The 13,782-nt window shown below is 33.6% G+C and carries 14 protein-coding genes; 13 read left to right on the top strand and 1 reads right to left on the bottom strand.

The features are described 5' to 3' along the window. Positions 1-413 precede the first annotated feature (413 nt). The 9 genes from B9Y84_RS00405 to B9Y84_RS00445 all read left to right on the top strand — a co-directional run bounded on the left by B9Y84_RS00405 (position 414) and on the right by B9Y84_RS00445 (position 8,193). A complete protein-coding gene (locus B9Y84_RS00405) occupies positions 414-1,181 on the top strand; it encodes a hypothetical protein (protein WP_085515115.1) in 768 nt (255 codons plus the stop codon). After that, positions 1,181-1,816 (top strand): hypothetical protein, encoded by a 636-nt coding sequence (locus B9Y84_RS00410; RefSeq protein ID WP_085515116.1) that lies wholly within the window; start codon positions 1,181-1,183, stop codon positions 1,814-1,816. Before B9Y84_RS00405 ends, B9Y84_RS00410 begins: the two co-directional genes overlap by 1 nt. Further along, entirely contained in the window at positions 1,801-2,556 is a 756-nt protein-coding gene (locus B9Y84_RS00415; protein ID WP_221406396.1) for a sensor histidine kinase, read from the top strand. The genes B9Y84_RS00410 and B9Y84_RS00415 overlap by 16 nt, the downstream gene beginning before the upstream one ends. Beyond that, a complete protein-coding gene (locus B9Y84_RS00420) occupies positions 2,549-3,217 on the top strand; it encodes a response regulator (protein ID WP_085515117.1) in 669 nt (222 codons plus the stop codon). Before B9Y84_RS00415 ends, B9Y84_RS00420 begins: the two co-directional genes overlap by 8 nt. Positions 3,218-3,403: 186 nt before the next feature. Next, the gene (locus B9Y84_RS00425) at positions 3,404-4,651 is read left to right on the top strand and encodes a hypothetical protein (protein ID WP_085515118.1); all 1,248 of its coding nucleotides are present in this window, start codon (positions 3,404-3,406) and stop codon (positions 4,649-4,651) included. Positions 4,652-4,703: 52 nt separating this feature from the next. Beyond that, positions 4,704-5,129 carry a hypothetical protein gene (locus B9Y84_RS00430; protein ID WP_085515119.1) on the top strand — a complete coding sequence of 142 codons (426 nt, stop codon included), beginning with the start codon at positions 4,704-4,706 and terminating at the stop codon, positions 5,127-5,129. Between the two features lie 17 nt (positions 5,130-5,146). Further along, entirely contained in the window at positions 5,147-5,650 is a 504-nt protein-coding gene (locus tag B9Y84_RS00435; protein WP_085515120.1) for a hypothetical protein, read from the top strand. Between the two features lie 516 nt (positions 5,651-6,166). Next, positions 6,167-6,931, top strand: coding sequence for a hypothetical protein (locus tag B9Y84_RS00440; RefSeq protein ID WP_085515121.1), 765 nt, complete (start codon positions 6,167-6,169; stop codon positions 6,929-6,931). 440 nt (positions 6,932-7,371) lie between these two features. Continuing rightward, entirely contained in the window at positions 7,372-8,193 is an 822-nt protein-coding gene (locus B9Y84_RS00445; protein ID WP_085515122.1) for a hypothetical protein, read from the top strand. A 663-nt stretch (positions 8,194-8,856) separates the two neighbouring features. Here B9Y84_RS00445 and B9Y84_RS20365 read toward each other — a convergent pair. Further along, a complete protein-coding gene (locus B9Y84_RS20365; protein ID WP_139827901.1) occupies positions 8,857-9,063 on the bottom strand; it encodes a hypothetical protein in 207 nt (68 codons plus the stop codon). Positions 9,064-9,078: 15 nt separating this feature from the next. On the opposite strand from B9Y84_RS20365, the gene B9Y84_RS00450 reads away from it, so the two are divergent. The 4 genes from B9Y84_RS00450 to B9Y84_RS00465 all read left to right on the top strand — a co-directional run bounded on the left by B9Y84_RS00450 (position 9,079) and on the right by B9Y84_RS00465 (position 13,417). Further along, a complete protein-coding gene (locus B9Y84_RS00450) occupies positions 9,079-9,804 on the top strand; it encodes a hypothetical protein (protein ID WP_085515123.1) in 726 nt (241 codons plus the stop codon). A 289-nt stretch (positions 9,805-10,093) separates the two neighbouring features. Beyond that, positions 10,094-11,368 carry a hypothetical protein gene (locus B9Y84_RS00455; protein WP_085515124.1) on the top strand — a complete coding sequence of 425 codons (1,275 nt, stop codon included), beginning with the start codon at positions 10,094-10,096 and terminating at the stop codon, positions 11,366-11,368. Positions 11,369-11,456: 88 nt separating this feature from the next. Continuing rightward, positions 11,457-11,672, top strand: a complete 216-nt coding sequence (locus B9Y84_RS00460; protein WP_085515125.1) for a DUF5343 domain-containing protein — start codon at positions 11,457-11,459, stop codon at positions 11,670-11,672. A 977-nt stretch (positions 11,673-12,649) separates the two neighbouring features. Then, positions 12,650-13,417: a hypothetical protein gene (locus B9Y84_RS00465; RefSeq protein ID WP_139827902.1), complete on the top strand. Its 768-nt coding sequence runs from the start codon at positions 12,650-12,652 to the stop codon at positions 13,415-13,417. The last annotated feature ends 365 nt before the right edge of the window (positions 13,418-13,782 follow it).

The following is a 13,782-nucleotide window of genomic DNA, read 5'->3' on the forward strand; positions in this document are numbered from 1 at the left end:
GAAGATGTGTTTTATAATTTTCAACCTATATTTAATCATTAATTTCTTCAACAACCAAAACCGGCAATTAATCAATTTTTCTTTTTCCGATACACTCGGTACTGGTTCATGAGAACATTGAATCTGATATAACATGGTATTCGTTGTATCATTTTTGAAATAATGAAGCGTTGGTGTTATTTTCTATGCTTTACAAAGTTAAATAGATAGTAACCTTAATTTTTTGAAATAAAATTTTCAAAATTAGTGAGTGGGGTTTTGAGTAGTTTGAGATTAATTAAGGTATTGATTTTTCAGTAATTCAAAATGAGAATTAAAGTGCTATAGAAGTCCAGAAGTTAGCTAGAAGAAAAGTAATGGACGTAAATAATTAATTAATTTAATTAAATAACTAAATACCTAAAAATAAAATCATGCTTTCAAGAGAAAAATGTATACTAGCCATCAGGAAATGGGAAAAGGCAAGAGCTAATTACAATGAAATTAAATCTTTAATAACCCCTTCAGCTGCTTTCAATTTTAATCAAAAAGATTGTCAATGGCTTAAAGAAAATAATGAAAACAGTAAATTTCACACCTACATAGGAGTTTATGAGGATCGACTTATTTTAATTGTGGCCCCCTTAAATAAAAATGGGAAAGAAAAAGAACTCCCTTCTTATTTATATTCAGAATTAACGAGCTTAACTCAAGAAATAGTAATAACAGAAACAGATACTATTACGATCAAAAAGAGAACAGTGCTCTCTGAGAATCTAGAGATCACAAAATATAGTGAAGAAACGGATTATCCTACCTACAATGAACCAACTATTACTGAAAGAGCTTCTGTAAAAGACATAGAAAAATGGAAAAATGAATGTTTAGATTGGTTTTTTTATGAGTCTAATAAATCAAGAGGAAAAAATATCTTTAGGACCTTTTCTGTCCCTTTTTCAGATATTTCAAGAAAAGATGGACAAGCAAATGAAGTAATTGCTTTCTTTGGATTTATAAAATCTTCCATTTATCAAACACAGTTACCCATATTAGTTTTTGTAGCTATAAATGGTGAAACTAAATCTGCAGAGATTATTCGTTCACAGAACACAAATGGTACTGTTGAAACTAATACACAAGATATGGCGCGTCCATGTCCACCTCTTTGTAAAGATGATATGGATTATATGCTATTAGATTGATGAATAATTATATTTTATCCTCTATTATCTTATCTTATTCATTATTGGTTGTCGCTTTTGCATATGGAATCACCAATGAAAAGATGCGAAATAATGAATTAAGCAGAGGGTACCTTGTCTATTTAGGCTTTATCCTAGTAATAGAGGTAATCAATCATATTTTAATTACATTTTTAGAAACCAAAAACACGCATTATCTCTACCCTTTATACTTTTCAGGTGAGTTTTTGATATTAATGAGCATATGTTTAAAAGGGTTAAAAGCGACTAAAAAGTGGAAAATGATTACCGGCTTAGTTGCAAGTTACATCTTTATTGAAACCACTATTTTGTGGTTTATTTATCAAGATGCATCTACTGGATATGCTAAGATAATCTCTCATTTAATTATTATTTGTGCAGTGGCTATTCTTCTTATTAAGAATATAAAAGAGGCAGAAAAAAATGATCCCAGATGGTTTATTTACGGAGCTTTATTCCTCTATTATAGTGTCTCCTTATTTTTATTTTTGTTGATGAGTCAATTGACAGAACAGAACATTAATATCTGGATTATAAATAACATTCTATCTTCCTTATTATACAGTAGTTTCATCTACACATTTTACAAATTAATAAAATGGAGGTCAAAATAGAATATATAGTGGTTATGATTATCGTACTGTCGATAATCATTACTACTTCTTTTGCGGTATACAGAGCCTTTGTTCAAAAGATATTGAAAGAAAAGTCTCGGCAGCATCAACTGGAGTTGGAATATCAAAAAGAAGTTTCTTTACAATACACTGTTGTCCAGGAAAACGAACGAAAAAGGATCGCAGAAATGCTGCATGATGATGTGGGTAATAAATTAAACATTCTTTCACTTTGGATTAATAATGAAGATACATGGAATAATGATCGCTCTAAGGAGATAATTAGTCAACAAATACCAGAATTAATTGAAGCGGTAAGGACTATATCTCACACTTTATATCCCGCCAATTTGGAAAAATTTGGGTTAATTCTTGAAATTGAATCCTTAATAGCTATGGTTAATGCATCTCTCTCCACTCAATTAATATTGACTCATGATTACCATAGAAAAGATCTTTCATTTGAAGTTAAAATCTACCACATAGTGCAAGAGTTTTTAACTAATGTCATTAAACATGCCCAAGCCACTCAAATGACAATTCATATCCGTGATACTCATTCTTTATTTGCTATGATTTTATCAGATAATGGTATTGGTTTTACTAAAGACTCAGTCCAAAACGGGATAGGACTTAGTAATATCAATGGGAGAATTCGATCCATTAATGCTAAAAGCAAATGGAAGAGTAGAGAAGAAAAGGGCACAAAATTAATTGTAGCATTCCCTAATCATGAATAAGGTAATAAATCTAGCAATAGTCGATGATGAGGCCCTGATATTAGAGGGAATTGCACTTTTGTTTTCAAATGTAAGTCACATTAATGTTGTGCAAGAAGCTAAAAGCGGTTTAGAGTTTCTTGATGCAATTGCAGAGATTCTAGATGAAAACTTTCCTGATATTGCCTTAATTGATATTCAAATGAAACCAATGGATGGGTTTGATTTGGTAGAAGCTTTGAGAGCGAATTATCCCGAGTTAAAAATCATTATTCTTTCTTCTCATTATAAAAGTAACATAATAGGGCACATGATCAAGTTGGGCGTGTCAGCTTTTATTCCAAAAAACTCAAATAAGAAGGAGCTTTTGCAAGCTATAGAATCAGTACATGAAATGGGAGTGTACTTCACAAAAACTGATCAAGAAATGTTGATGCATTTCATGAGAAGTAAATCAAAAGGACCCACTTTAAATCCTGAGCAAGAATTATCTAGCAGAGAAATTGACGTTTTAAAATTAATTTGCCAGGAAAATACAAATCAAGAAATTGCAGATCAACTGTTTTTAAGCAAAAGAACTGTGGAAAGTCACCGACAAAGAATTCTAGAAAAAGTTGGGGCTAAAAACACAGTAGGCTTAGTGGTCTACGCTATAGCTAACGACATACATCCGCTTCCCTAATATTTTCATACCGTATAAATACGGAAGATTTAATTTGGTATTTTCTACTCTAAAATAGCCTAAGATAAATCCGTCTATTTGTAATGTTCATTTACATGAAGCTTCAAACAAAACATGAACAGTGGTGAAATCCGAAAAGCCAATACAATAGAGTAGGAAAATTTTACTATTTAAAAAGAACTAAAGATGTCATTTAAAGATTCACAATTCGATTATCTGTTCAGTGCGATTGCAGACAAATATCCTGCTATTGCCCAAAAGACAGATACTACACAATTTCAATTTGCAGGAAGCCCAATGGCTGCTGCTTGGACTAAAGGGGACTCTTATGAGGCACACCAATTTGCAAATCATGTACCGGCTGATGTAAATGGTTTTTATACACCTAATCCGGGAGAATTAAGTAACGCTTATGGTTCTCTGATTGCTTCTATTGATCCAGGAGTTGATGGAAGTAAGGACCCAACGTATATCAAATTAATAAAACAAAAGCAGGACGCTGAGAGCGCCCAAAAATCTAATTTGGATCAAATGAAGGCAGCTTGGGCTACTTATGTTCAGGCAAATACTGACCCAAAAACTGGACAACCAGCAATGTCTTTTGATGATTGGAAGAACTCTGAAATTGGCGGGCTAGAATATCAAAATGCTATTGATTCTAAACAGGCCGAGTTGGATGATATTACTAAAAATATTGCCACTTTGGTAAAATCTTTTAATGCTGCACTAGCACAAGATCAGGAGAAATTTACTGATGACAAATACCAAGCTCAATACACTAGAAAGGGGACTCCTGTTCAGCTGCCAGAAATTACCATTGAAGGTGACTTAGGACAAGATGTCTCGAATTGGGATAATGCACCTGAGGGAAGTTATGATCTTGACGTTACCTTAACAAAAGATTCTGAGGTTAAAACACCTTGGAAAACGTTAACAAGAACGGATGTTTCTCAACACTGCTTTAAAACTTCAGTTACGTCAAAGACCACCTCATCACGAATTATCAATGATTCGCACTATAAATTGCGTGTAATGTTGAAAGGGTTTAAATCTTATAATATCACTTTTGGTGGTTGGTACGATTCAACCTATGTTAGTCCGAATACTGCGAAGTTTTCTCCAGCTTCCACAGTAAATTCAGAAACATTCTTTGCTGCGAATGGTGGTGCATTACATATGATACCTTCTCAGGTGTGGGTAATGTATCAGCCTGAGATTGAACTAACTATTAGTTCTGAACTTTACAAAGAAACAGTAAAGGGAGATTTAGAATCTAATATCGACTGGTTGGATATATTATCCATGCGCTTTAGCGCTGATGCTGGACACTCAATTGTGAAAGAGGGTGAAACAGTAACGACCATCTCGTTTAAGTCGCCTACGCTTCAAGGCCCTCAGGTCTACGGTGTTACATCTCTTTTAGAAGTTAAATAAATTCATCAATCCAGACTCTTCATCTTGAGTCTGGATTTTAAATCAAAAAATCATGGCAACAATTACAAATGCAGGGACAGGTAGTTTTACTCCAGATTGCTCTAATAAAACCAAAAATCTAGTTCTAGGTGATTATTTAGACGCAAAAATTGCAAATTATATGGGAATTAGCATATCTAGTATTAATGATTTCACGACAGTACGTGTAGACTCACCCTATGCAAATAGCGAAGGTGTTATCAAATCTATGGAAAGTGAAAAGGGATTTGTGAGAGGCTTACGTATTGATCTTCAGAAAGAACAGGATGGTTATGCAACCTTTCAAGTTCAATGGGGAACAGGAAATGGTGCAAAGGGAGGTGCTTATGCAGGTGTTTTAATGCGAGTTAATACCAATTTCACAATGAATGACCTAAGAACGGCTCTTGCTGCAAGCTTCAATTATATTCCGGTAAAATATGCCAGGTTAGATCCTTAATCATAAAATTGATCATTATGAATACTGTTAAATGGAAAAATACAACGAAGAAACATCCTAATGGGGTGTGTGAAGCGGCCACTTCAATCTGGCTTGAACGAATTGCTCAAGCTGGAATTGATTTTGCTAATAATATTACGCCTGAAGATTGTGATAGTCTTCAAAGTAAAGTTGAGAATGGAACCTATACTTGGGCTGTAGACCTTTTGCCATTACTTGGTGGACAAGCAACTTTCCAAGCTTTTGAGGGAGAAAACCCAACGAGTGAGGGAAAGTTCTTATCAATAATATCGGAAATGAATGACAATGATTTTCGTTATATAAGCGCAACAAATTCAATGGGTGGAGGACATGCGTTGGCTGTTTTCAGGTTTAGAGGAAAATACTATGCGTTTGATCCCAATTATGCAATTTATAGTTGCAGCGCATTGGAATCTGAGCTGAAGCTTTTGGCAAAACAAATCTGGTCAAATTTAAGACCGTGGTCAGATATTGCTGTCCGTCATGGAACTATTAACTAGCTGGTTGATAGAGGTCTTTGATAAATACCTATGATTGCACCATCGATTGAAATATGTTGATGGTGCTTTTATAAAATTTTGGTTTTAAAAGTGCTCCCTTTCATTTCCATAATAGATGAAACAGAAAGTGTATAGTTCTTTCTAGAATTATTCGTAATCACAAAAACTCGAAAGTCATTCAAAAAAGTCTAAAAAACCCTCTAAAAGCAATTTTCTTACCATTAAAAATTTCCCTTTTTCACCAAAAACCCTTCATAAAATCTAAAAATCCCCTTACTTTTCGACCAACTACTATATTTTTAGGATGTATTTTATAATTAATCCACTAACTTTATCTTGTAATTTCATCTGCAACCAAAACCTGTACCTATTCAATTTTTCATTTTTTTTGGTTTAAGTGGCATTATAGCTGATGTGATAATGTAGTTTTTATTATATCTGGTATTGTAGGGTAGTGACAGCTTTTGTGTTATTATCCACCTGTTATCAAAATAGCAAATAACAAAATTGAATTTTATGAAAACATCGATTTTTGCAATCTTTATTACTATTCTAACTTTTGGATTAGCGTACTCGCAAAATGCTGAACAAGAATGGTCTTTAAGAAAATCCTACACAACACAGGTTGACTTAGTAGTCAAATTTATTGAAGGTGCAAACGTTAAGCAAAGAACAGCAAAAGCAGGCTTGAAATATCGTTATATTGAAACAATAAATAATAGTGTGTATATAAAATTTTTGGATATAAAATCCTCAAATGATCCCTTTAGAGATGATGATAATTTTGTAAATTCTACGAATGATGAAATAAAATATTTTATTGATCAAGACGATTTAACTAAAATTCATAAAAAGAAGAATGCAAGTTTAGTTTCTGGTACACTATTGGCACCAATAAAAATAAGACCGGAAGAAGAGATAAACGGAGAAACTGTACCTTGGGAATTGTCTACAGATTTAACTTTAGGACAATACATTGGATTTAGACTGCCAATAAGCAAAACAAATGCATACTATTTGACTGTACCAACTGTTACACTTGGGACTAGTTTACTCTCAATAAATAGCTCCAACACAAACCCAGAAACGGAAACATCTACAACTTTGGGTCTTACTTGGTCATTAGGAGTGTTGATTGATTTGAATGGTTTTAATATTGGAATGATGCTTGGTAGAGATTATGCCCCAGGCAGCGCAGGAAAAGATTGGATATATAATGAAAAAACTTGGTTTAGTTTGGGGTTTGGAATAAACCTAACATCTAAAAATAGAGATTTGTAAAAATACTTTAGCTGATAAACTATATAATGACTATGTAAACTAAGTTATTTGACACAACATCTGCAAACCATAAACCTAGGTGGTCCTAGCCAAGGGAGCATATTATAGTTTTAATATACCGTTAAAATATGATAAATAATTTGAAAGAGTGCTTTAAAAAATGGAACCCCCTTTCCCGCCATGCTCCGCATGGTGGCTGCATAAGCTAGCATATTTTTATAATTTGAATTCAAATCTAAAAACCCCCTTATTTTTCGATCAACTCCTGTATTTTTAGGATGTATTTTATAATTAATCCCCTACATTTATCCTTCAAGTTCATCTGCAACCAAAACCTGTAAATATTCAATCTTTCTTTTTTTGGTTTAAGTGGATATAGTTTTAAATATTTAGGATAGTGATAAGTTTAAAATCACTATTGATTTGTTTTGAGTAGTAACATGAAGAAACCTGTCACCATAAATTCCATTGAAGAGATAAAATCTAAACTTTCCAAGATTGATGATCAAGGAAAGAAATCAAGAATCACTAGATTCATTATATCTGCTCTTAGCAGTATTCCTTGGGTTGGAGGTTTTATTGGAGCAAGTTCAGCTTTTCATTCAGAAAAAGAACAAGGGAAGGTAAATGACCTTCAAAAACTTTGGTTAGAAGAACACCATCGAAAGATTGAAGAATTAGCGAATACAATTTTTCAAATTATAGACAAACTTGAGTCATCTGGTGTTGATGTTCAAGACCGAATGGAAACTGAAGAATATTTAACATTAGTACGAAAGGGATTCAAGGAATGGGACAATGCCGAAACTGTAGAGAAAAAAGAATACCTTAGAAAACTGTTGACTAATGCAGCAGCAACAAGTCTATCAACTGATGACATGATCCGATTATTCATTGAGTGGATTAAAAACTATCATGAAACACACTTTATGGTCATTAAAGAAATCTACAAAAACAAAGGGATAACAAGGAGCCAAATTTGGAGTAACATTAGTCAATCGAGACCTGCTGAAAATTCAGTGGAAGCTGATTTATATAAGCTACTTATACGAGACCTAAGTACTGGAGGTATTATTCGTCAGCATAGAGAAACTGACTACTATGGGAATTTTATAAAGAAACCTTCTTCCAGAAGATCAAAATCAGGTTCATCGAGTTACAAATCTGCATTTGACGAAAATGATCTATATGAATTAACCGAAATGGGTCAAAGGTTTGTACATTATACTATGGAAGATGTCGTTACTCAAATTGGTGAATAAAAACAGAATAGAAATAAAGATAATTTATCATATTAATTAAGAAATTGAATCCTCACAAGGCAATCAATCAATCAATCAGTCAATCAATCCAAATCTACAGATTTATACATTATGTGTTCGCCTTCCCCCACCAAAACCCCCTTAATCAAACCTAAAAACCCCCTTATTTTTCGACCAACTCCTGTATTTTTAGGATGTATTTTATAATTAATCCCCTACATTTATCCTTCGAGTTCATCTGCAACCAAAACCTGTAAATATTCAATCTTTCTTTTTTTGGTTTCGGTGGATATTATAGAAAATATAGTGGCAAACGAATTGTCACTATATTTAATCTTTTAGGATAGTGACAACTTTTATGTTACTATCGATTTGTTGTATTTAATTCCTTTCTTAAAATTATTCTGCTAGGCAGTTGGCAGAAAGAGGGCATAAAAAGCGGATTGCTTAGCCTTGAAAAGGCCTAAGTTTTGCGGGCGAGCCGTGGAAGCAGTGTGCTTCTAAACGGTAGAGACCGTTAAAAAACTTAGAGTGAAGTTAGCCGATTCCAGCCATAAAGTCAAGGAATTCAGAGGCTAATGAAAAAGTAATCCTTTTTATGAGGGATTGGATTGGGCTTTCTACCGGCATGACAACGGATTACATAGCCCCAGCTATATACCATTAGGTCATGACTCCAACTGACATGGCAGATGAGGATGAAGGATTTAAGAAAGGAACATCGTATTTTTCAATTACCATTATTTCTACTACTTTAGGAGGAATTGAAAATATACTAAACACAACATCAGCTATCAAATCATTATGAAAGGTCATCAAATAACTAAGATTTCCAATCAAAACGATTGATAGCCTAACGTTACCACCCATTACACCAGAAGTCAATTGCGAATTAGAGAAACCATACTGATATTTCTTTTAAGCTTTCCAACGCTGTCGTTTGGTCAGATTGAAAACAGATGGCAACCAGATAGTGTATACGCAAAGCATGCTATAAAAAGAATTTTGGTTTATCTTAATTCACCGAAAGACTTATCCGAAATAGTTGAATTTGATAAAGCTAGAAGAAAAGTACGTTCAGTAAAGTATAGTGCTTCTTACAATCGAAGAACTAGAAAAAATAAAGCAGTAGAGAAAATTAAACTTTATAATTATGATTCTTTAGACCGACTAATCAATATTAAGGATTCTTTAGGAACAGATTCTATTATTTACCGATTCGGACCTGACGGAAGACTTATTTCGTCTAGAAAGAACTTGGGAAATTTCATTTATCACACAGAGTATTTTTACAATCCCTTCAAGACGACTACAACGCAAATGAGAGATTCAATAGTTGTCTATGAAAAAACTAAAGAATATGAAAAGAGCTTTTATGTTAAAAAGACAAGTGGGTACAATTATGAACCCAAATTAAAAAAAGATTCATTCTTGATAAATGGGGAAATTAACATTGCTTCATTTAAAGATTATCAAGACTTAGAGCGGTTTGAGAATGAAAAAATCCTGAAAAATATCTTCAAACATAACGGACAATTAATCAATTCTGAAGTCAAATCAGTATTTATGAACGACAGAATAAATGAATATGAACTACATTATAATTACTAAAAAAATGGACTCCTCAAGAGCGTAAGAGGATATATATCACGACATTTCAAGTATGAGTACTGGGAATAGACGTGTGGTAACATTCTGTATAAATCATGGCTGTTCACTAGGTTATTGTTGCTTCGGTTCTTCGTAGAGAGTCCGGCAATCCGAAGGATTGGCCTTATTGTATGAAATTAATTTAATAAGCCAATCCTGCGGATTGCCTCGGTAGTTAACGCAAATTTTTATACTTTTAATCAGCCACGAATTTATACAGTGGCGTTATCGGTAATTAAATATCCGTCATTTGAAAGAAATTAATTTAATAGGTCATTTCAAGATTCCTGGCATAAGTGAGCGTGATTTATTGACTTACTTTCAGCAGGGTGATGCTCATACTGAAAATGGCACATATTTCTTTTTAGCAGATCAGATTAAAGTAGAATTCAACAATAAGGAGCATATCAAGTCTATTATGGGCTCTTTGGACTCGATATTTGTAAAACGTGCTCTAAGCGATTTAAGGGAGATTGCCAAAGAATCTGATTTGGAAATTGGAAGGGTTGTCGTACAAGGAGTCAGTCCTTTAACTAGTTATTATCGATATAAAGACCTAATTCAGATATGTCCTTTGAAATCAAAACCCCAACATTTGGCATCAGGTAGATCAAAATTCCCGTTTCCATTTTTACTAGAATTCAAATACAGAACAAGTAAGAATAATGGAATTAGAAATCAAAGGATGCAGCAAGCAAAAGAAAACGCAATCTTGATTTTAAACCTCCTTTTATATGGTGGTATTACAGATGTAAATGCCACTAGCAATGATACACTTTGGGTTTCAGTCCCAACAGACTGGCGAGATCCTACTGATGAAGAAATAGAAATGTTTTGCGACTACAAACACCCAACATCAATGAATCGCACAAATATGTACTTAAATCCTAGCTTCGGTTTAGATGAGAAAGATGTCAATTATGATAGTTTCGCTAACGTAGAAGGGTTGAAATCTATCGAATTAATAGATTTTAAAAAATACTATCAGAGATTAGGTGTAGGATCAGATGATGAAATTAATCTCCCTTCAATAGTAGATATAAACCTTGACAAGTATTTTTCTATCGAAAACAAAACCAAAATTAATCGGGCTCTATATTGGTTGTTAAAGCATCATGAGACATGGAAAGTATCAAAATCTATTTCCTTTAATTGTCTTATACAATCTATTGAAGTGTTAATGGAAACTCAAAAAAACACAGCTCCCTGTAAGGAAAATAATTGCGAACACACGAAAATACTAAATGACATTTGTGAGAAATGTGAGGATCCAATTACCGGCATAGGTCCTACTAAAGCCTTCAGAGATTTCGTGGAAAAATATGCTGGTGATATTCCGAAGAAAATTAAGGATAATCTCTACGGTTTAAGATCCTCAATTGCCCATGGGTCTCTGACTTTAGAAATGGATTCAGCTAGTTTCGGTGGCTTTGACGCTAAATCTCACAATCAGCGACACCTTATGGACATTGGAAGGGAAATTGTCGTTGTTTGTTTATTGAACTGGATGATGAAAGAAAATTAGAATACCGATAACACTGTGTAAAATGCATTAAAACGCATTTTACACTAAACGTTGGCAACAATTTAAGAAAAACCGAAATATATAACATATGAATTATCCTTATTCAACAGCAACCGGAACAATCCAAAAAATATTATCTAAAATACAAAGTGTAGGACAACCAACGAAGCTTGATAAAAATTGGATGTCGTCAATTGGATTTACAAAATCATCTGAACAACGAATGGTTGGAATTTTAAAATTCCTTGGTTTTGCTGAAAAGGACGGAACCTCTCTCGTCCTCGTTTGTAACGAGGATGAGTAAAATCAAGCATTTGTAATGCGGATGAAATGATCCCCCCAATGACGCAAAGCTCTTGAAACTATCTGGTCCAAGCGGACGCTTGAACGAGTGCTAGATTGAACCAGTCTGCAATAGCGCAAGCATCCGCTTGTGCTGTTCACCCTAGCTGATTTCGCAAGTACTTCATTAGGGTCATGTTTTACATAGTGGTCAATCATTCCCAATACCTCTTAAACCTAAAAGAAAGGAAACCGCAACCAAAAATGACTCAACCGCCCCATAAAATGATCTAACCGCACTGAAAAATGACTGAACCGCATTAAAAAATCATTCCCCCGCTTACTAAAATCATTCACCCGCACTAAAAAATCACTAAACCGCGCATTAAAATGATATATCCGATATAACAATTGACTAAACCGCTATCGAAAATGGCTTATCCGCTCCCTTGAGCCATTTTATTGTCCATCTGAGGGATTTCAGGTCAAGATCCTACATGTTAATGCATGGAACATGCTTGTCCCAACTCGTCCTCGTTTGTACCTAGGATGCCTAATCTTAGCAATTTGAAATGCTTTATTCATAAAAATCTTGCAAAAAGCCTTAATTTCAACCAAAGCAGCAGAATGTTTAGACAGTTCAGCAAGAGATTATATTAGAAGAACTGATTTAGTAAAGATTAGCTTCTTGAGTTAAAAACTCCGTTTTTTTTTTTAATCCTCCTTGAAAACGAAGACTAGAAGGGGAAATGCGGGAGGGAAGGAACCGCATCATTACCTTTATTCTACTAGAATTGATTATTAAGGTGGAAAATGCTTGTTAGATGTTCATTTGATGCTGTAGTTAGGCAATCTGGACCACCATGCGGGGCATTTAAGGAAAGTAAACATATTTTTTTTTAGTTGTAGAGATAGTATAAATCTCACTTTTTCCTCTTATATTTCATACTAAACCACGTTTCTAATACCCATCATTAGAAACGATTTAAAATGCATCAGATGAAAAGAAATTATTTTATTATTGTACTGATTACTTGCTTTTATTTAGTGGGTTGCTCAGCTGAAGATGATTTAATTGAAAAGGAGAATATAAAAATATTTAAAAAAGTAGAGAGGTATAGGGATGGTTTGTTTTTTGACAAAGTCATAAACTATGATTCAGATAACAGGATCGAATCTATTGTAGCTAATAAGTATATGGGCGGTGCAGCACCTTTTGAAAGGGTTGTCAGCGTTGCTTATTCTGAATCTACAGTATCCACGATAACTGATGCTTATGACTATGAAGATCCAAATGATACTGATACTGAGATAACCTATAACGTTTCCTCAAACGACAATACCATAGATCTAATATCGGATGATGTAGAAATAGAAATAGCACATTCAAATGGCTTTGTTGATGCAATAATCACAAATTATGGAGGTAGTTACATTGATACTACTTTTTTAAGTAGAGATTTGAACCAAAATTTAATAGCTGTTACTTTTAATAATAGAGCTGTTGTAAATAGGTATTCTAACTTTGATACTGATAAAAAAACAGACCCAGATGGAATTGTTGTTGAGGTTATACATCGAGATATTCTTAGAATATTAGGCTTAAAACTAACGGAAAATAACCCCAGCACTAGTTCACAAACTATATTAGAGGCACCAAGTGTAGTTAAAAGCTATACCTATGAATATGATGAAGAAGGATACATTACCAGAACTTACGATGAAAATTTAATTTTCTATACAGATACATTCTACATAGAAGAATAAAAATGTTTGGACAGTGAGCTAGCATTAATGACTAAAAAATAGAATATACCTGCGGATTGAATAGTCTTTCAAAAGCCCCATTCGACCTCGTATCTCAGGAAAATGCTTAATCCTAGCATTTGAAATGTAATATTATTGAGAATCCTATAAGTTTAATTGTAGAGAATGTAGCCAAATATTTATTAAGTTTAGAAAGAGATTATATTTGAAGAACTGATTTAGTAAAGATTAGCTTTTGAGTTAAAAACTCATGTTTTATAATTCCCCTTTGCAAAGAGGGAATAGTTGCCACTTTGGTAAATTTAATCACCATGCGGAGCATTTCAAGAACGCAGAAAATCAGAATAATTAGTTATTAATTTGTA

Source organism: Marivirga sericea, from assembly GCF_900177665.1.
Lineage (GTDB): Bacteria > Bacteroidota > Bacteroidia > Cytophagales > Cyclobacteriaceae > Marivirga > Marivirga sericea.